Here is an 18,073-nt window from a genome sequence, read left to right as displayed (position 1 = left end):
GAGCGGCCTCGTGGCGGGCGCGGGTTCAGCGCAGCGCGGCGATGCGCCGCAGCTCGCCGACGGTCTGGAACACCTCTTCCGGCGCGTGGCGGCGCAGCGCGTCGAGCTCGGCGTAGCCCCAGGCGACCGCACCGAACGCGACGCCGGCCTCGCGCGCGGCCTGCAGGTCCGAGATCTGGTCGCCGACGTAGATCGCCTCGGCGGGCGCGATGCCGCTGCGCGCGAGGATGCGGAGGATCTTCGCGCGCTTGCCGAAGATCGACATGCTGCCCTCGCGGTGCGCGAACAGCCCCGCGTTGGCGGGGCCGAGGATGCGCACCGCGTTGTCCACCGAGTTCGAGGTCACGAGCGCGAGCGTCACGCCGCGCTCGGACAGGTGCGCGAGCGTCTCCTCGATGCCCTCGAACAGCGGGATCTCGCCGCCCTGGCCCTTCATCAGCCGGATGAAGCTCGCCGCCACCAGCGGCAGCTTCCAGCGCGGCATGCCGACGAGCTCCATGTTGCGGCGCGCATCGAGCCGCCGCATCAGCGGCAGCTGCTCGGGCCGCAGCTGGCGGAAGCCGTGCTTGACGGCCAGTTCGTTGAACACGCCGACGAAGAAGGGGAAGGAGTCGGCGAGCGTGCCGTCGAAGTCGAACAGCGCGAGTCGGTATTTCTTCTTGTCCATCGAGGCGACAGTGTTGCCGCTCCAGCGTCTGCCGCGATGATGTCCCCCCCGCATGAGCGGCATGATGACGACCCAGGACAAGCCAGGAGCCCGTGCCGTGAAGATCCCCCGCCCCCGCATCGCGGTGTTCGCCGCCACCAGCCTCGACGGCCACATCGCCCGGCCCGACGGCGGCCTCGACTGGCTGGAGGCGGCCAACGCCCGCCTGCCGCCCGGCGAGGACTGCGGCTTCCGCGCCTTCCTCGACGGCGCGGACCTGCTCGCGATGGGGCGCGCGAGCTTCGAGGCGGTGCTCGGCCTCGGGCGCTGGCCCTACGAGGGCAAGCCGGTGGAGGTGCTGAGCCGCCAGGCGCTGGTGCTGCCGCGCGCGCTGCGCGAGAGCGTCAGCGTGGTGGCGGGCGAGCCCGCGGAGCTGGCGGCGCGCTGGGCGGCACAGGGCCTGCGGCGCGTCTACCTCGACGGCGGGCAGACGGTCCAGCGCTTTCTCGCCGCCGGCCTCGTCGACGAGATCACGCTGACGATCGTGCCGGTGCTGCTCGGCGCGGGCCGGCCGCTGTTCGGCGCGCTGCCGCGCGAGCTCGCGCTCGTGCCGCTCGAGACCCGCAGCTACGGCTTCGGCTTCGTGCAGCTGCGCTACGCCGTGCAGCCGGGCTGAAGCACGCCTGCCCGCAGCTGCGGGCGCCTGCACCGAGAATCGCGCCCATGGACTCGCTTTCTCAACTCGCCCTCGGCGCCTCGGTCGGCGTCGCCGTGATGGGACGCCGCACCGCGCCCTGGAAGGCGGCGCTGTGGGGCGCGGCATGCGGCACGCTGCCGGACCTCGACGCCTTCATCGACCACGGCGACCCGGTGCGCAACATGGTGCTGCACCGCGCCGACAGCCATTCGCTGCTCTACCTGAGCCTGCTCGCGCCGCTGCTCGGCGGGCTTGCCGCGCGGCTGCACGGCGAGACGGACCGCTGGCGGCGCTGGGTGCTGGCGCTGTGGCTGGCGCTCGTGACGCACCCGCTGCTGGACCTGATGACGGTCTACGGCACGCAGCTGCTGCGGCCCTTCACCGACCACCCCTACGGCGTCGGCAGCATCTTCATCATCGACCCGCTCTACACGCTGCCGCTGCTCGTCGGCCTCGGCGTGGCGCTGCGCTCGCACGGCGCGCGCGGCCTGCGCTGGAACGCCGCCGGCCTTGCGTTCAGCACGCTCTACCTCGCATGGGGCTTCGGCGCGCAGCAGCAGGTCGAGGCGGTGGCGCGCGCCTCGCTCGAGGCCGAGGGCGCGCAGGTGCAGCGCCTGCTCGTGACGCCGACCGCATTCAACACCGTGCTGTGGCGCGTCGTCGCGATCACGCCGGACGGCTTCCTGGAGGGCTTCCACTCGCTGCTGGACGAGGCGCCGCGCATCGCCTTCGAGCGTTTCCCGCGCGGCGAGGCGCTCCACGAGCAGTGGCGCGATCTGCCGGCGGTGGCGCGCTTGGCGCGCTTCAGCCACGGCTTCTTCAAGATGGACGTCGAGGACGGGCAGCTGCGCATCGCCGACCTGCGCATGGGGCAGGAGCCCTTCTACGTCTTCACCTTCGTCGTCGCGCGCGAACGGGAGGGACGCATGGCGCCGCTGCCCCCCGAGCAGTTGTCGCTGCGACCCGACTTCTCGCGCGGCCTGCCCTGGATGTGGCGGCGGCTGCTGGGCGAGCCGGTGCCGACCCCGCGCTGAGCGGCGCCGGAGTGCGGCGCGCGGGCCGGCGGCCTGCTGCCTGCGGCAGGCAGGGAGGCGTCAGCCCCCGTCCTCGGGTGTCTGGTGGGACAGCAGCGCGGTGGAGCCGAGCGCGAGTCCGACGACCAGCACGTACCAGAGCGAGCCGGTGTCGGCGTTGGCGAGCGCGGTGGCCTCGAGCACCAGACCGGCGGCCGACATCAGCGCGAGCGTCACGAGGCTCGTGCCCGCGGCGCGCGAGACGGCGCGGATGCGGCTCGCGCTCGCCAGCACCACGAACATCATGTAGCCCGCGATCACGAACAGCGGGAACAGCACCCACAGCGTCGCGCCCGCTGCGGCGGCGTTCAGCCCGAAGGGCGCCACCACGAGCACGGCGCCGCACACCAGGCCGAGGACGAGCAGGGCGAGACCGGCAGCAAGAATCATTGTCTGTCTCCCTGGAAACGAAGCGACGGGGACGGGCCGGCCGGGCCGCAACGGCACCCCCGAAAGTCCGCACGGTAAGTCTCCGGGTTGACAGGGGGCTTGCAGTGGGGTGCCCGGGCACGCACAGTCGTTTCGGTGTGTGTCGCCGCGGGTCTCCCGGCGATCGCGTCCGCGGGCACGCAGCGGTGCCCGGCCGGGCCGGGCAGAACCGGGGGGAAGGAGCGCGGATGGCATCGGTGGCGGCAGGCATCGCGGGGAGGGCACGGCGCGCGGCAGCGCCGGTCCTGCTGCTGCTCTGCGCCGTCGGAGGGGCAACTCCGGCGCAGCCGCCGCAGCTGCCGTCGCGCTGGGCCGGCACCGTGACGGGGGTGAGCGACGGCGACACGCTCTGGGTGCGCCCGGATCCGCCGAGCGGGCAGGCGCCGGTCAAGCTGCGGCTGATCGGCATCGATGCGCCGGAGCGCTGCCAGGACGGCGGCAGGGAGGCCGGCGAGGCGCTCGCCGCGCGGGTGCTGCGGGCGCGGGTGCAGGTCGAGGCGCTCGGCCTCGACGGCTGGGGCCGCGTGCTCGCGCGCGTGCTGCACGGCGAGGAGAGGGGGCCGCCAGGGCCTGCCGCCGACGTCGGCGCCTGGCTGGTGTCCGAGGGGCACGCTTGGAACGACCGCCTGCACGGTGGCGACGGCGGCCTCTACGCCGCGCAGGAGCAGGCGGCGCGCTCGGCCGGCCGCGGCCTGTTCGCCGACGCGGCGGCCGTGCCGCCGTGGCGCTTCCGCCGCGCGCACGGGCCCTGCGACTGAGGCCGCAAGGGGCGGCCGGGGAGCCTCAGGCGACCGGGCCGCGCTTGCCGGCGGCGAACTGCAGCGCGAGGCGGTAGCCCTGCACGCCGAGGCCGACGATCACGCCCTCGGCGATGTCCGACAGGTAGGAGTGGTGGCGGAAGGGCTCGCGCTTGTGCACGTTGCTGATGTGCACCTCGACGAAGGGGATCGCGACGCCGGCGAGCGCGTCGCGGATCGCGACGCTGGTGTGCGTGAAGGCGCCCGGGTTGATGACGATCCAGTCCGCGTCGCCGCGCGCGGCGTGGATGCGGTCGATCAGCGCGCCCTCGTGGTTGCTCTGGAAGCAGTCGAGCGCGACGCCGAGCGCGAGCGCGTCCTGCCTGAGCAGGTTCTCGACGTCGGCGAGCGTCGTCGCACCGTACACCGCGGGTTCGCGGGTGCCGAGCAGGTTCAGGTTCGGGCCGTTGAGGACGAGGATCTTCATGGCCCGCGAGTCTAATCGTGCCCGCGCCGGTTGCGGTGCACCAGCGTGCTGCGGCCGAACAGGCTCGCCACCATGTCCACCGCGATCTCGGCGGTGCGGTTGCGCACGTCGAGCGCCGGGTTGAGCTCCATGATGTCGAGCGAGGCGAGCCGGCCGGTGTCGGCGATCATCTCCATGCACAGCTGCGCCTCGCGGTAGGTCGGCCCGCCCATCACGGTGGTGCCGACGCCGGGCGCGAAGTCCGGGTCGAGGAAGTCGACGTCGAAGCTCACGTGCAGGTGCGTGCCGGCGTCCATCGTCGCCAGCGCCAGCTCCATCGTGTGGCGCATGCCCATCTCGTCGATGTAGCGCATGTCGAACACCTCGAGCCCCATCTCGTGCACGAACTTCTTCTCGCCGGCGTCGACGCTGCGGATGCCCACCTGCTTGACCCACTTCGGGTTGAGTGCCGGCACCTGGCCGCCGATCTCGGTCAGCTCGCGCGGCCCGCGCCCGCACAGGCAGGCCACCGGCATGCCGTGGATGTTGCCGCTCGGCGTGATGAGGCTGGTGTTGAAGTCGGCGTGCGCGTCGAGCCACAGCACGCGCAGCTTCCTGCCGGTCTCGCGGCAGTGGCGCGCCGCGGCGCTGATCGAGCCGATCGCGAGGCAGTGGTCGCCGCCGAGCAGGATCGGCATGCGGCCCTGCATCAGCTCGGCGTGCACCGCGTCGTGCACCGCCTGGTTCCAGCCGGCGACCTCGCTGAGGTGGCGGTAGCCCTCGTTGGGCGGCAGCCACGGATTGTGCGGCCCGCTGAGGTTGCCGCGGTCGACCACCTCCAGGCCCTGGCTCTCGAGCACCGGGCCGAGGTTGGCGACGCGCAGCGCCTCCGGCCCCATCGACGCGCCGCGCGCGCCCGCGCCCACGTCGGTGGGCGCGCCGATCAGCGTGATCTTGTCCTGCATGGCGGCTCTCCTTGCGGCGGCCCCGCGGCCGCCTCCTGGCCCCGAGGAAGGCAAGCGCCGTGCTCGGGACCCGGCCCGCGGCACGCCGGCCGTCCCTCGGCCTCGGGGCGGGACGGCTCAGATCATGTCGTTCGGCACGGGCGGGTGGCCGTCCGCGGTGCCGAGCCCGTACTCGCTCTGCAGCAGCGCCCAGGCCTCCTCCGCGCTCTCGACGAAGTGGAACAGGTTCAGGTCCTGCGGGCTGATCATGCCCTGCTCGACCAGCAGGTCGAAGTTCACGAGGCGCGTCCAGAACTCGCGGCCGAACAGCAGGATCGGGCGGCGCCGGCACTTGCCGGTCTGGATCAGCGTGAGCATCTCGAACAGCTCGTCGAGCGTGCCGAAGCCGCCGGGGAAGCACACCAGCGCGATCGAGCGCATCAGGAAGTGCATCTTGCGCAGCGCGAAGTAGTGGAACTGGAAGCACAGCTCCGGCGTGATGTAGGGGTTGGGCTCCTGCTCGTGCGGCAGCACGATGTTCAGCCCGATGCTCTGGCCCTGCACCTCGAAGGCGCCGCGGTTGCCGGCCTCCATGATGCCGGGGCCGCCGCCGGTGACGACGACGATCGGCTGCTGCAGCGAGCGCGAGGCCTCGGTGACGATGCGCGCGAAGGCGCGCGCCTCCTCGTAGTAGCGCGACATCGCGACGCCGGTCTCGAGCCGCTTGATCTCGGCCGGGTTGGCGGCGCGCGCTTGCGCCTCGGCGAGCAGCTGCTGCGCCACGTCGGCGGGCGGGATGCGCGCGCTGCCGAAGATCACGATGGTCGACTCGATGCCGCGCTCGCGCTGGATCAGCTCGGGCTTGAGCAGCTCGAGCTGCATGCGCACCGGCCGCAGGTCGTCGCGCAGCAGGAAATCGGTGTCGGTGAAGGCCAGCCGGTAGGCGCTGCCAGGCCCTTCGTACGGGGACACGGGCCGCGCGGTGACGGCCTCCTCCTGAGCGCTCGGGAAGTTGCGGGCGGTGAGTTCGTGTTTGTCCAAGGCTTTCATCCGCGGAACCTGCCTGTTTCTGATGCGTGGACTGCACAGGGTAACGCGGCTCGCGGGCCGGCCGGCAGCGCAGGCACCGCAATTCGGCCCCTGCTCAGGGGTGTTGGCGCGGGCACGGCTTTCGCAGGCACCATGGCGGTCTGTCCGGCGTGCCGGACGCGACGAGCAAAGGAAGGAGATCCCCGGCGTGGCGCGCATCCTGATCACCGAATTCATGGACGAGGACGCCGTCGCGCGGCTGGCGGCGGACCACGACGTGCTCCACGACCCGCGGCTGGTCGACGAGCCGGGGCGGCTCGCCGCGGAGGCGGCCCGCGCCGACGCGCTGGTGGTGCGCAACCGCACCCAGGTGCGCGGCGCGCTGCTCGACGCGCTCGCGCGCTGCCGCGTCGTCGGGCGGCTCGGCGTCGGGCTCGACAACATCGACGTGGCCGGCTGCCGCGCGCGCGGCATCGAGGTGATCCCCGCCACCGGCGCGAACGCGCAGGCGGTGGCGGAGTACGTGATCGCGAGCGCGCTGTGGCTGCGCCGGCTGGCGTGGAGCGGCAGCGCCGAGGTGGCTGCCGGCCGCTGGCCGCGCGAGGCGCTGTCGCGCGGGCGCGAGCTCGCCGGCGCGACGCTCGGCCTGATCGGCTTCGGCTCGATCGGTCAGCTCACCGGGCGGCTCGCGCGCACGCTCGGCATGCAGGTGCTCGCCTTCGACGCGGCGCTCGACGCCGAGCACCCGGCCTACGCGGAGAGCGGCACGCGCTGGGCGGGGCTCGACGAGGTGGTCGCGTCGGCGGACGTGCTGAGCCTGCACGTGCCGCTCGTCGAGTCGACGCGCGGCCTGATCGGCGCGGCGCGCCTCGCGGCGATGAAGCCGGGCGCGGTGCTCGTCAACACCGCGCGCGGCGGCATCGTCGACGAGATCGCGCTCGCGCAGGCGCTGCGCTCGGGGGCGCTCGGCGGCGCGGCGCTCGACGTCTTCGCCGAGGAGCCGCTGCCCGCGGCGCCGCATTTCCAGGGCTGCCCGAACCTGCTGCTGACGCCGCATGTCGCCGGCGTCACGCAGGAGTCGAACGCGCGCGTCTCGGCGCTGATCGCCGATCGCGTGCTCGCGCACCTTGCGGCGGGCGCGGGACGCGGCTGAAGGCGGGCCGCCCGGGCGAGGGGCGTCAGCGCGCCGCCGCGGCGCAGACCGGGCAGCCGGGGTTGCGCGGCAGGCGGATCTCGGTCCACTCCATCGAGCGCGCGTCGAGCATCTGCAGCCGCCCGGCGAGCGAGGTGCCGATGCCGGCGAGCAGCTTGAGCGCCTCGGCCGCCTGCATCGTGCCGATGATGCCGACGAGCGGCGCGAACACGCCCATCGTCGCGCAGCGCGTTTCCTCGAACCCCTGGTCGGGCGCGAACACGCAGGCGTAGCAGGGCGCATCGGCGGCGCGCGGGTCGTAGACCGAGATCTGGCCGTCGAAGCGGATCGCGGCGCCGGCGACGAGCGGCTTGCGCTGCGCGACGCAGGCATGGTTGACGGCGTGGCGGGTCGCGAAGTTGTCCGAGCAGTCGAGCACCACGTCGGCCTCGGCGACCAGCTCGGCCAGCAGCGCCGCGTCCGCGCGCCGGTTGACGCAGCGCACCTGCACCTCCGGGTTGATCGCGGCGATCGTCTCGCGCGCCGACTCGGCCTTCGGGTGGCCGACGCGCGACAGGTTGTGGATCACCTGGCGCTGCAGGTTGGTCAGGTCCACCGTGTCGTGGTCGACGAGGGTGAGCGTGCCGACGCCGGCGGTGGCGAGGTAGAGCGCCGCCGGCGAGCCCAGGCCGCCGGCGCCGATCACGAGCGCATGGCCCGCGAGCAGCCGCTGCTGGCCCTCGACGCCGAGTTCATCGAGCAGCACGTGGCGCGAGTAGCGCAGCAGCTGGTCGTCGTTCATGTCCGATGCCTCCTCCGGGCGTGAAAACGCCCGCCGAGGGGCGGGCGTGTCGGTGGCGGCGCGCGGCCCTGCAGGGCCGGCGGCGCCTACTCCGCGTTGCGCGTTCAGTTCGTCTTGGTCTCGTCCGGCTTGCGCTCGGTCTGCGTCTTCGAGGCGAGCACCGGCTGGCCCTTGAGGCGGTTGAGCGCCTGCTTGAGCTGGAAGTCCTCGGCCGAGCCGAACTCGGGCAGTGCCGGCTGCTTGGTCGCCGCCTGCTTGGCCGCCTCGTCCTCGAGGCGCTTCATGGCCTCCTCGCGCGCCTTCTCGCGCGCCGGGTCCTTGACCTCGCTGCCCTGGCCGCTCTGCAGGTGCTTCTCCAGGTCGGCCTCGCGCATGCGCAGCACCGCGAAGACGTTGCCATCGGCGGTCTCGTCGAGCATCACGTCCGGCACGATGCCGCGCGCCTGGATCGAGCGGCCCTGCGGCGTGTAGTAGCGCGCCGTGGTGAGCTTGAGCGCGGTGTCCGGGGTGAGCTGGCGCACCGTCTGCACCGAGCCCTTGCCGAAGGTCTGCGAGCCCATGATGACGGCGCGCTTGTGGTCCTGCAGCGCACCGGCGACGATCTCGCTCGCCGAGGCCGAGCCCTCGTTGACCAGCACCACCAGCGGCACGTTCTTGATCCCCTCGGGCAGGCGCTTGAGCGGGTCGGCGCCGCCGCGGCGCACGTAGTCGCTCGGGCTGGCCTTGAACACCGCCTTCGACTCGGGCACCTGGCCATTGGTCGAGACCACCGTCACGTCCTTGGGCAGGAAGGCCGCCGACACCGCGACCGCGCCCTCGAGCAGGCCGCCCGGGTCGTTGCGCAGGTCGAGCACCAGGCCCTTGAGGTTGGGGTCCTGCTTGTAGATCTCCTCGATCTTGCGCACGAAGTCCTCGACCGTGCGGTCCTGGAACTGCGTCACGCGCAGCCACGCGTAGCCGGGCTCGACCATCTTCGCGCGCACGCTCTGCACGCGGATCTCCTCGCGCATGATCGTCACGGGGAAGGTGCGGCTCTCGGCCTTGCGGAAGATCGTCAGCGAGACCTTGGTGTTGGGCTCGCCGCGCATGCGCTTGACGGCCTGGTCGATCGACAGGCCCTTGACCGCGGTGTCGTCGATCTTCGTGATCAGGTCGCCGCTCTTGAGGCCCGCGCGGAAGGCGGGCGAGCCCTCGATCGGCGAGACGACCTTGACCAGGCCGTCCTCCATGCCGATCTCGATGCCGACGCCCACGAAGCGGCCCGAGGTGCCCTCGCGGAATTCCTTGAAGGTCTTCTTGTCGAAGTACTGCGAATGCGGGTCCAGGCCCGCGACCATGCCGCTGATCGCGTCGGTCAGCAGCTTCTTCTCGTCCACCGGCTCGACGTAGTCGCTCTTGACCATGCCGAACACGGCGGCCAGCTGCTGCAGCTCCTCCAGCGGCAGCGGTGCGAGCGAGCTGCGCGCGGTCGCCTGCAGCTGCATCGTCGTCAGTGCGCCGGCCACGGCACCCACCGCGACCCAGCCAGCAATCTTCAATTTGGCACCCATGACACGCGCTGTCCTTTATGCATCAAAGCGGAGTTTCCTCGAACCAGTATAGAACCTGGCCTCCCGCCTGGGAGCCCGCAATGCGGGGAAAGTTGCATGGCGCAGGCAAGGCCGGGGCCGAGCGGGGCCTTGCAAAGCGCTCGCGGGGGATTCAGGCGGACTGCGGCTCGCCGCGCTCGAAGGTCACGACATGGTCGACGACCGGCCGGATGCCGATCCATTCCCCGACCGAGTGGTCGTGGTGCGAGGGCACGTGCGCCAGCAGCAACTCGCCAGTTTGCAGGCGCAGCGTGTAGAGGAATTCCGAGCCGCGGAAGGCCTTTCGCTCGATGCAGGCTTTGACCGGGCTGTCGTCGTCGTGGACGATGTCGTCGGCGCGCAGCAGCACCTCGCATTCGCCGTTCGGGTAGGCCGCCGGCAGCGGGCACTCCTTGAGATCGAGCAGGTCGCCGAGCGGCGTGCGCACCACCGGGCCGCGGCCATAGTCGACGATGCGTGCCGGCGCGAACACGCCGTGGCCGATGAAGTCGGCGACGAAGCGCGAGGCCGGGCGGTGGTAGAGGCTGTAGGGGTCCTCCCACTGCTCGAGCCGGCCTCCGTTCATCACGCCGATCACGTCGCCGACCGCGAAGGCCTCGAGCTGGTCGTGCGTCACCAGCAGCGCCGTGATGCCGGCGCGCTTGAGGATCGCGCGCACCTCCTGCGCGAGGCGCTCGCGCAGGTCCACGTCGAGGTTCGAGAAGGGCTCGTCGAGCAGCAGCAGGCGCGGCTGCGGCGCCAGGGCCCGCGCCAGCGCGATGCGCTGCTGCTGGCCGCCGGAGAGCTGGTGCGGGTAGCGCCCGGCCGCGTGGCCGAGGCCGACGAGCTCCAGCATCTCCGCGACCCGCCCGGCGCGCGCGTCGCGCGACAGCGAGGGCAGGCCGAAGCCGACGTTCTCGCCCACCGTCAGGTGGGGGAAGAGGGCGTAGTCCTGGAACACCATGCCGATGCGGCGCCGCTCCGGCGCCACCTGCACGCGCCGCCCGCCCCCCGCGTCGCTGAGCGTCTCGCCGCCGAGCGCGACGCGCCCCGCGGCGATGCGCTCGAGCCCCGCGACCGCGCGCAGCAGCGAGGTCTTGCCGCAGCCCGAGGGGCCGAGCAGCACGCCGATCTCGCCCTGCTTGAGCGTCAGCGACGCGCCGTCCACCGCCGCACGCGCGGCCGCGCCGCCGTAGCGGATGGTCACATGGTCGAGTTCCAGAAACATAAGGACCTATGATAGGAGGCAAGAGAGAATGCGTACAGTTCTCATTCATATTGCCAGCGACTTTTTCAACCACTTGCGCTGAATCAAGGGCGGGGAGGGCGCGCCGCCGATGATGCGGCGGGTCCTTCCCGCCCGCGGCGCGATCCGAGCTGTTCCCCCCATGCGCTTCCTGACCGCCCTGACCCTGCTGCTTGCCGTGCCGGTGCTCGGCATCATCGGATCGTGGGCCCTGCTCGACGCGCAAAGCGGCGCGGTGCTGGTGCACCAGCTGCAGACGGTGCTGCCCGAGTACGCCTGGACCTCGCTGCTGCTGTCGGTCTCGGTGGCCGTCGGCGTCGCGGTGGTGGGCGGCGCGACCGCCGCGACGGTGACGCTGTTCGAGTTCCCGGGGCGGCGCTTCTTCGAGTGGGCGCTGCTGCTGCCGCTGGCGATGCCGGCCTACGTGCTCGCCTATGCCTACACCGACTTCCTGCAGTACAGCGGCCCGCTGCAGACCGCGCTGCGCGCGCTGACCGGTGCGCAGGGGGCGATGCTGCCCGACGTGCGCAGCCTGTGGGGCGCGGTGATGCTCTTCGTCGCCTGCCTCTACCCCTACGCCTACCTGCTCACGCGCGCGGCGCTCAACGAGCGCGGCGTGCAGCTGCTGGAGGCGGCGCGGCTGCTCGGCGCAGGCACCGGGCGGCGGGTGCGGCAGGTGGCGCTGCCGCTGGCGCGCCCGGCGCTCGCCGCGGGCGTCGCGCTCGCGCTGATGGAGACGCTCGCCGACTACGGCGTCGGCTCCTATTTCGGCCTCTCGACGCTCACCACCGGCGTCTACCGCGCCTGGCTGGTGATGGACGACCGCATCGCCGCGGCGCAGCTCGCCACCGTGCTGCTCGCCGTCGTCGCGCTGCTGCTGTGGCTGGAGCACCGCGCGCAGCGCGCGCTGCGCTTCGCGACGACGCGGCCGGGCAACCTGCAGAGCCAGGAGGCCCGGCCGGTGCCGCTCACCGGCGGGCGCCGCCTGGTCGCCTGGGCGGTGTGCGGGCTGCCGGTGCTCATCGGCTTCGCGCTGCCGGTGGCGATCCTGCTCGGGCTGCTGTGGCAGGAGGCGCGGCACGCCGAGCTCGGCCTGCCGTGGGCGCGCTTCGGCCAGTGGGCCTGGACCAGCTTCAAGCTCGCGGGGCTGGGGGCGCTGCTCGCGTCGGCGCTGGCGCTGGCGCTGGCCTACGCGCTGCGCGTGCGGCCGCGCCCGGGGCTGCGTCTGGCCGCGCGCGTCGCCTCGCTCGGCTACGCGGTGCCGGGCGCGGTGATCGCGGTCGGCATCCTGATCCCGGCCGGCGGCCTGCAGAGCCTGTGGCCGGCCAGCGGCGCCTCGGTGCTCGTCACCGGCACGATCTTCGGCCTGCTCTACGCCTACCTGGTGCGCTTCACCGCCGTGGCGCTGCAGTCGGTCGAGTCGGGCTACGCCCGCATTCCCACCAGCCTCGACGAGACCGCGCGCATGCTCGGCACGCCGCGCTGGCGGCTGTTCCTGCGCGTGCACCTGCCGCTGCTGCAGCGCTCGGCGCTCGCCGCCGGGCTGCTGGTGTTCGTCGACGTGATGAAGGAGCTGCCCGCGACGCTGGTGCTGCGGCCCTTCAACAGCGACACGCTGGCCGTGATCGCCTACCAGCTCGCGCGCGACGAGCGCCTGAGCGAGGCGGCGCTGCCCTCGCTCGCGATCGTGGCCGTGGGCCTGCTGCCGGTGCTGCTGCTGTCGCGCGCGATGCGCCAGCGCTGAGCCGGCGCCGCGAAAGGCGCCCGCCCTCCTGAACAATCTGTTACTTTCTCCGTCTTCACGGGATGGACAGGAGGGGTGCGGGCGATGACCTGGTACTTCGACAACGCGAGCGGCAAGATCTTTCACGAACGCCACTTCGTCGGCGTCGGCTATTCCGGTGCCGGGAACGGCGAGGGGCCGGGGGCGGGCCGCAACAACCCGGCGCTGCAGCACCTGCGCGGCATCGGGCCGATCCCGGCCGGCAACTACCGCATCGGTGCGGCCTACCACCACCCGAGCAAGGGGCGGTTGTGCATGGCGCTGACGCCCGACGGCCACGACGCGCTCGGCCGCAGCGGCTTCCTGATCCACGGCGACAACGCGCAGGGCGACGCCTCGCAGGGCTGCATCATCGCGGACTCGACGATCCGCACGATGATCGCGACCAGCAGCGACCGGCGCCTGACGGTGCTGTGACGCGCGGTGGGCGCGCCGTCCTCGTCGCGGTGCTGCTGGCGGGCCTGTTCGCGGGTTTGCACGGCACGGTGCAGGCCGACGCGGGCCCGCCCCGCGCGGCCGACGTCGAGGCCGAGCTGCGCGTGCTGACGGTCCGGCAGGTGCTTGAGCGCCACTTCGGCTGCGGCCCGGTGCCCGGCGCGGGCTACCGGCAGGTCGCCGCCGGCGGCGCGGCCTGGGTCGCGCTCGCGGCGCGGCTGCTCGCGTCCTCCGACGCCTGCCACCGCGAGGGCCTGCAGTCCGCGCTCGGCGAGGCGATGCGCCGTGCGCCGCAGCGCGTGCTGCCGCTGCTCGGGCGCGCGCCGGAACTCGCCGTCGAGCGCATCTGCCTGTCCTTCATCCCGCAGGAACTGCCGGCTGCGCAGCGGTTGCGGCAGCTGGCGCTGTCGCGGCGCGCGCTGGAGCGGGTCGACGACCCGGCGCTGGCCGGCGCACGCGGCGCCTGCCTGGACTTCATCGGGCAGGTCGAGGCGGGCGCGGAGGCGCGGCGCTGAAGCGCGCGGCGGGGGCGAGGTCAGGCGGGGGAGAGGGAGGCGGGCCGCCTCGCGACGGGAGCGCGAAGGCCGGCAGGATGCCCGGGAGGGCGGGAAGGTGGCGGCCCCGACAGGAATCGAACCTGTATCTGCCCCTTAGGAGGGGGCTGTGCTATCCATTGAACCACAGGGCCGGCACGGGCCGCATTGTGCCTCAGATCGCGGCCGCCCGCGCCTGGGGCCGTGCTCGATCGCGGGTGCAGCGGTCCCACCGGAACCGGCGGGGGCCCCCGCAAGTGTCACCAGCGCCAGCTCCAGATCAGGTCCAGCGCGTTGGCCTCCACGCCGGTCTGCGCGCGCAGCGTGAAGCGCTCGGCGATGCGGTAGATCAGCTGCCAGGTGCCGGCAGTGGCGTTGAGCGAATGCGCGTAGCCGAGGTACCAGCGGTCCGACAGCTGCTTGCCGAGCGTGATCACGGAGCTGCGCAGGTTGCCGCCCTCGGTGGGGCCGCCGAAGGACAGGGTGTCGAGCCCGAGCGCCTGCGTGAGCCGCGAGGTCGCCGACGGGCCGCCTCCGCCCTCGCCGACGAGCAGCGCCATCGCCGCGGTCTGCATCAGCTGCGTCTCGGCCTGGCCGAGGTCGCTGTAGCTGCGGCCGAGCACCAGCAGCGACAGCTTCTCGGTCTCGGGCAGCTCGGGCTCCGAGTACAGCCGCACGCGCGGGTTCTGCGCGGTGCCCAGGACCTGCACGCCGACGCGCACGTCCTCCAGCTTCGGGCGGATCGCCAGCACGTCCAGGCGCGGGTTCTCGATCGCGCCGGTGAAGCTGATCACGCCGCGCTCGACGACCAGGTTCTGGCCGTAGGCGGCGTAGGTGCCGTCGACCACGCGGATGTCGCCGTTGAGCGCGATCTGGTTGCGCGGCGCGCTCACGCGCAGCTCGCCGGCGAGCCGCGCCTCGAGGCCGCGGCCGCGCAGCCGGAAGTCGTCGCCGAGGTCGACGCGCACGTTCATCGCGATCTTGCGCTGCGGCGGCGGCGGGGGCGGTGCCGAAGCGGCGTCACGGTCCATGCCGCGGCGGTAGACCACCACGTCCTCCGACAGCGCCGGCGCCTCGCTGCGGCTGATGTCGATCAGCGCCCGGTCGACGCGGAAGCCCCCGTCGAGCTGGATGCTCTCGGCCTCGAGCAGCAGGCGCGCCTGGCCGCTCGCGACGACGCGGCGGTCGACGCGCTGCAGCACCGCGAAGCGCTCGGCGATCACGCGCAGCTCGGCGCGCGGGTCCTCGCCGAAGCGCGCCCCGCCCTCGACGCGCACCAGGCCCTCGCCGGCGCGGGCCTGCGCCGTCAGGATCTGGGCGGTCGGCCCCTGCAGCGCGACGACGAGCTCGCCCTCGCGCACGTCGATGCCCTCGATGACGTTGCGCGCGGTGATCGCCTGGCCGGTGACGACGCCGGTGTACTCGGGCGCGCCGAAGCGGCCGCCGATGTTGGTGTCGATGTTGAGCCGTCCGCCGAGCCGCCAGCCGGCGGGCAGCCAGGCGCCCCAGGCGCCGAGGTCGGCCACGCGCACCGTCAGCGTGCCCTCCAGCGGCGCCTCGGGCGCCGGCCATGGGTCCTGCGGCGCGCTGCGCGCGGTCTGCTCGCCGCGCAGCAGGCCGAGGCGGCTGCCGCTGACCTGCTGGGTGAAGCGCCACAGGCCGTCGCGCGCGGTCGCCGCCAGGCGCAGCTCGTCCAGGCCGAGCGCCTGTCGGGTGGTGCCCTCCTCGACGACGAGGTCGCCGCCGGTGCGCACCAGCTCGATGTCGGCCTCGGTGCTCGCGCCGCTGCGCAGGACCAGCCGGCCACCGACGCGCAGGTCGCCGGCCCAGCCGAAGCCGGGCTGGAACTGCCGCAGCAGCGGCGCGACGAGCAGCGGCTCGAGCTCGGCCTGCGCATCGAGCACGGCGGGTCGCCCCGCGGCGGCGGCCTGCCAGCGCACGCGGTCCCAGCGCACCGCGGCGCCGAGGATCTCGGCGCGGCCGGGCGACAGCGTCAGCGCCTGCGGGCGGCCCTGCGCGCCCTCGGCGCCGCGCTGCCACTGCGCCTGCACCTCGCCGACGCGCAGCCAGGGCTCGGCGGGCGTCGCGAGCGGCGCGAGCTGGAGCTGGCGCAGCGTGCCGCTCCAGCCGCGCAGCTCGGTCCACGGCGTCGCGGCGCCGGGCACGTCGAGCCGGCCCTCGAGCCGCGCCTGCAGGCGCACCGGTTGCGGCTGCGGCTGCGCCGGCGCAGCGCCGGCCTTGGTCGCGGCCCAGGGCGGCGTCACCGGCGCGTCGGCCGTGAGCGTCAGCTCGTGCTGCAGCCCGCTGCCCTGCAGCTGCAGCCGCGCGACGCTGACCGGGCCGCCGAGCATCAGCTCGCGGCCCTCGAGCTGCAGCTCCAGCGGATCGCCGGCCTGCAGGCCCATGCGGAAGCGCCCGGACAGCTTCGCGGCGCGCAGCCCCGCGAGGCGCAGCCCGCTGCCCTGCAGCTCGCCCTGCGCCACCAGCGCCGGCCAGCGGCCCTCGGCCCGGCCGCGCAGGCTCAGCGAGCCGGCCGGCGGCGGGTCCGCCGGCTGCCCGAGCGCGCGCAGCAGCGGCGCAAGGCGCGCGAGCGCCGGCGCCTCGAGCTCGAACGCGAGCGGGGTGCCCGGTGCGATGGCGAGCGTGCGCGGGTCGCCCCGGCCCTCCCAGCCGAGCCGGTTGCCGGCGAGCTCGATGCGGCCGGTGCTGCGCAGCGTCCGGTCCGCGGGCGCGCTGCTCGCCTGCACGTCGGCCGCAAGCGGCAGCCCGGCGAACTGGCTGTCCTTCAGCGTCAGCGCGGCGCGCCCCTGCAGCGCGGCCAGCCAGTCGCCGAGCGGCTGCTTCTCGCGGCGCGGCGGCACCAGGAGGTCCACGTCGGCGCCGCCGTTCAGGCGGTGCGGCCCGGCGCTCAGCGACGCGTCCAGCGCGCCCGGCCACCACAGCAGCGGGTCGAAGCGGGCCAGCTCCGCCTGCAGCCGCACGCGCATCGGCTGCTGCGGGTCCGGCGGCGTCACCGAGCCCTGCAGGCTCAGACGCGCCTCGCCGGAGTGGGCGACGAAGCGGCGCAGCAGCAGCTCCTGCGGGCCGTAGCGGCCATCGAGCGCCAGCGTCACGTCGCGCTGCGGCCCGGCCTGCAGCAGCCGGCCCTCGAGCCGGGCCTGCACGTCGATCGGCCACTGCGACAGCGGCGGCTCGGCCGGCGGCTGCGCGGCGCCGGGGCGGGGCAGCGCCGGGGTGGGCTGAGCGGGGGCGGCCGAGCGCAGGCTCAGCGGGCCCGACAGGCGCATCGCCGGCGCGCGCGCATCGAGCGCCGAGGGCTCGAGCTGCTCGATGCGCAGCTCGGCGTTCCACTGTCTCGGCGTCCAGCGGCCGCTGCCGCGCACGCGCCCGCCCGGCCGCTCGGCGTTGCCGAGCAGCGCGTCGAAGCTGCGCAGCGTCACGCCGGAGGCGGGGTCGCGCGCCTGACCGGCGGCGTCGAGCCGCAGCTCGCGCAGCGGCAGGCGCTGCGCGTCCCAGCGCCCGGGCGCGGCGTTGCGCAGCTGCAGCGCGAGCTCGAGCGGCAGCGTATCGGCGGCGCCCTCGGGCAGGCGCAGCCGCGCGCTGCCGGTCAGCGCGGTGGCGGGCGCGGCCGAGTGCAGCGCGGCGAGGTCGAGCGCGGCGAAGCTCGCGTCCAGCGCCTGCAGCGGCTGCTCGGCGAAGGGCGTGAGCACCGCCTTTGCGTCGAGCGACTGGCCGGCGGCCGCGAGCCTCGCCTCGGCCGGCAGCCGCGCCAGCGGTCCGTCGAGCCGCAGCGTGGCGTTCCAGTCGGCGGGCAGCGCGGCGGTGCTGCCGGGCGTCGGCGGCGCCGATCCGCTCTGCTGCAGCGCCAGCCGCGCCTGCACCGGCAGCGGTGCCGCGGTGCCGATGCGGGCCTCGCCCTGCAGGCGCAGCCGGTCCCAGCCGAGCGCGAGCTCGTCGACGCGGTGCACCGAGCCGTCCTCGCCGCCGAGGTCGACCCGCGCCCGCACGTCGCGCACCGGCGGCTCGAGCCCCGGCGCCTGCACCTCGCCGATGCGCAGCGCGTCGATCTGCAGCCGCAGCGGCAGCGCGAGGCTCTCGGGCGGCGGCGACTTCGGCGCGTCGTCCTTCTGCGGGGCGAGTTGCAGGCGCAGCACGTCGATGTCGAGCGAGCGCAGGTGCAGGTGCGGCCAGCGCCAGCCGCGGGAGGCCGAGGCCTGCAGCGTCGCGTCCTTCCAGCGCAGTCCCTCGAGGACGACGCGGCTGTCCGGCCCCAGCTCGAACTCCAGGCGCTTGGCGCTGAAGTCGCCGAGCAGCGAGCCGCGCGGCGCCTCGATCGTCAGGCCGGGCACCCGCTCCAGCACCCAGCCGGTGCCGCGCTCGGTGCGCAGCGAGGCGAACAGCGCGGCGGCGACGAGCGCCACGAGCAGCAGCAGCGCGAGCAGCGTCCAGCCGAGCCGGCGCGGCCAGCGGCGGCGCGCGGGCGCCGCGGCGGCCGGGGCCTGGCTTGGGGTCGGTTCATCGGGCGTGGGCGGCGGAGGAGGGGTGGCCATGCG

16 protein-coding genes and 1 tRNA gene are annotated in these 18,073 nt (G+C 74.1%); 7 read left to right on the top strand and 10 right to left on the bottom strand.

The window, feature by feature from the left end:
* Positions 1 to 25: 25 nt before the first annotated feature.
* Positions 26 to 667: an HAD hydrolase-like protein gene (locus D3A59_RS09070; RefSeq protein WP_119154586.1), complete on the bottom strand. Its 642-nt coding sequence runs from the start codon at positions 665 to 667 to the stop codon at positions 26 to 28.
* Positions 668 to 764: 97 nt separating this feature from the next.
* Between D3A59_RS09070 and D3A59_RS09065 the strand changes: the two genes are divergently transcribed.
* Positions 765 to 1,322 carry a dihydrofolate reductase family protein gene (locus D3A59_RS09065; protein ID WP_240636001.1) on the top strand — a complete coding sequence of 186 codons (558 nt, stop codon included), beginning with the start codon at positions 765 to 767 and terminating at the stop codon, positions 1,320 to 1,322.
* A 47-nt stretch (positions 1,323 to 1,369) separates the two neighbouring features.
* The gene (locus D3A59_RS09060) at positions 1,370 to 2,377 is read left to right on the top strand and encodes a metal-dependent hydrolase (RefSeq protein ID WP_119154585.1); all 1,008 of its coding nucleotides are present in this window, start codon (positions 1,370 to 1,372) and stop codon (positions 2,375 to 2,377) included.
* Positions 2,378 to 2,437: 60 nt separating this feature from the next.
* On the opposite strand, the gene D3A59_RS09055 is transcribed toward D3A59_RS09060, so the two are convergent.
* On the bottom strand, positions 2,438 to 2,806 hold the full coding sequence (locus D3A59_RS09055; protein ID WP_119154584.1) for a hypothetical protein: 369 nt from the start codon (positions 2,804 to 2,806) through the stop codon (positions 2,438 to 2,440).
* 227 nt (positions 2,807 to 3,033) lie between these two features.
* Between D3A59_RS09055 and D3A59_RS09050 the strand changes: the two genes are divergently transcribed.
* Positions 3,034 to 3,603: a thermonuclease family protein gene (locus D3A59_RS09050; RefSeq protein WP_119154583.1), complete on the top strand. Its 570-nt coding sequence runs from the start codon at positions 3,034 to 3,036 to the stop codon at positions 3,601 to 3,603.
* 25 nt (positions 3,604 to 3,628) lie between these two features.
* Here D3A59_RS09050 and aroQ read toward each other — a convergent pair whose 3' ends face one another.
* The 3 genes from aroQ to D3A59_RS09035 all read right to left on the bottom strand — a co-directional run bounded on the left by aroQ (position 3,629) and on the right by D3A59_RS09035 (position 6,042).
* Complete coding sequence (gene aroQ / locus D3A59_RS09045; protein WP_119154582.1) at positions 3,629 to 4,069, bottom strand: type II 3-dehydroquinate dehydratase; 441 nt, start codon at positions 4,067 to 4,069, stop codon at positions 3,629 to 3,631.
* 11 nt (positions 4,070 to 4,080) lie between these two features.
* The gene (gene rocF, locus D3A59_RS09040) at positions 4,081 to 5,013 is read right to left on the bottom strand and encodes an arginase (RefSeq protein ID WP_119154581.1); all 933 of its coding nucleotides are present in this window, start codon (positions 5,011 to 5,013) and stop codon (positions 4,081 to 4,083) included.
* A gap of 117 nt (positions 5,014 to 5,130) precedes the next feature.
* On the bottom strand, positions 5,131 to 6,042 hold the full coding sequence (locus tag D3A59_RS09035; RefSeq protein ID WP_119154580.1) for a TIGR00730 family Rossman fold protein: 912 nt from the start codon (positions 6,040 to 6,042) through the stop codon (positions 5,131 to 5,133).
* 187 nt (positions 6,043 to 6,229) lie between these two features.
* On the opposite strand from D3A59_RS09035, the gene D3A59_RS09030 reads away from it, so the two are divergent.
* Positions 6,230 to 7,174: a hydroxyacid dehydrogenase gene (locus tag D3A59_RS09030; protein WP_419187241.1), complete on the top strand. Its 945-nt coding sequence runs from the start codon at positions 6,230 to 6,232 to the stop codon at positions 7,172 to 7,174.
* Between the two features lie 25 nt (positions 7,175 to 7,199).
* Here the strand turns inward: D3A59_RS09030 and D3A59_RS09025 are convergent, their stop codons facing one another.
* The 3 genes from D3A59_RS09025 to D3A59_RS09015 all read right to left on the bottom strand — a co-directional run bounded on the left by D3A59_RS09025 (position 7,200) and on the right by D3A59_RS09015 (position 10,751).
* A complete protein-coding gene (locus D3A59_RS09025; RefSeq protein ID WP_119154579.1) occupies positions 7,200 to 7,955 on the bottom strand; it encodes a HesA/MoeB/ThiF family protein in 756 nt (251 codons plus the stop codon).
* Between the two features lie 104 nt (positions 7,956 to 8,059).
* Positions 8,060 to 9,505, bottom strand: coding sequence for a S41 family peptidase (locus tag D3A59_RS09020; RefSeq protein WP_119154578.1), 1,446 nt, complete (start codon positions 9,503 to 9,505; stop codon positions 8,060 to 8,062).
* A gap of 151 nt (positions 9,506 to 9,656) precedes the next feature.
* Positions 9,657 to 10,751 carry an ABC transporter ATP-binding protein gene (locus D3A59_RS09015; RefSeq protein WP_119154577.1) on the bottom strand — a complete coding sequence of 365 codons (1,095 nt, stop codon included), beginning with the start codon at positions 10,749 to 10,751 and terminating at the stop codon, positions 9,657 to 9,659.
* 160 nt (positions 10,752 to 10,911) lie between these two features.
* On the opposite strand from D3A59_RS09015, the gene D3A59_RS09010 reads away from it, so the two are divergent.
* The 3 genes from D3A59_RS09010 (at position 10,912) to D3A59_RS25310 (ending at position 13,502) form a co-directional block, all read left to right on the top strand.
* On the top strand, positions 10,912 to 12,513 hold the full coding sequence (locus D3A59_RS09010) for an ABC transporter permease (protein WP_119154576.1): 1,602 nt from the start codon (positions 10,912 to 10,914) through the stop codon (positions 12,511 to 12,513).
* Between the two features lie 84 nt (positions 12,514 to 12,597).
* Positions 12,598 to 12,969 carry a tlde1 domain-containing protein gene (locus D3A59_RS09005; protein ID WP_119154575.1) on the top strand — a complete coding sequence of 124 codons (372 nt, stop codon included), beginning with the start codon at positions 12,598 to 12,600 and terminating at the stop codon, positions 12,967 to 12,969.
* Positions 12,966 to 13,502, top strand: coding sequence for a hypothetical protein (locus tag D3A59_RS25310; protein WP_157991459.1), 537 nt, complete (start codon positions 12,966 to 12,968; stop codon positions 13,500 to 13,502). Before D3A59_RS09005 ends, D3A59_RS25310 begins: the two co-directional genes overlap by 4 nt.
* 98 nt (positions 13,503 to 13,600) lie before the next feature.
* On the opposite strand, the gene D3A59_RS08995 is transcribed toward D3A59_RS25310, so the two are convergent.
* Positions 13,601 to 13,675: transfer RNA gene (locus D3A59_RS08995), tRNA-Arg, on the bottom strand.
* Positions 13,676 to 13,780: 105 nt separating this feature from the next.
* Positions 13,781 to 18,070, bottom strand: coding sequence for a translocation/assembly module TamB domain-containing protein (locus D3A59_RS08990; protein ID WP_119154573.1), 4,290 nt, complete (start codon positions 18,068 to 18,070; stop codon positions 13,781 to 13,783).
* Positions 18,071 to 18,073: the final 3 nt, after the last annotated feature.

Source organism: Caldimonas tepidiphila (assembly GCF_003569765.1).
Lineage (GTDB): Bacteria > Pseudomonadota > Gammaproteobacteria > Burkholderiales > Burkholderiaceae_C > Caldimonas > Caldimonas tepidiphila.
This window is presented reverse-complemented; position numbering and strand designations above follow the sequence as displayed.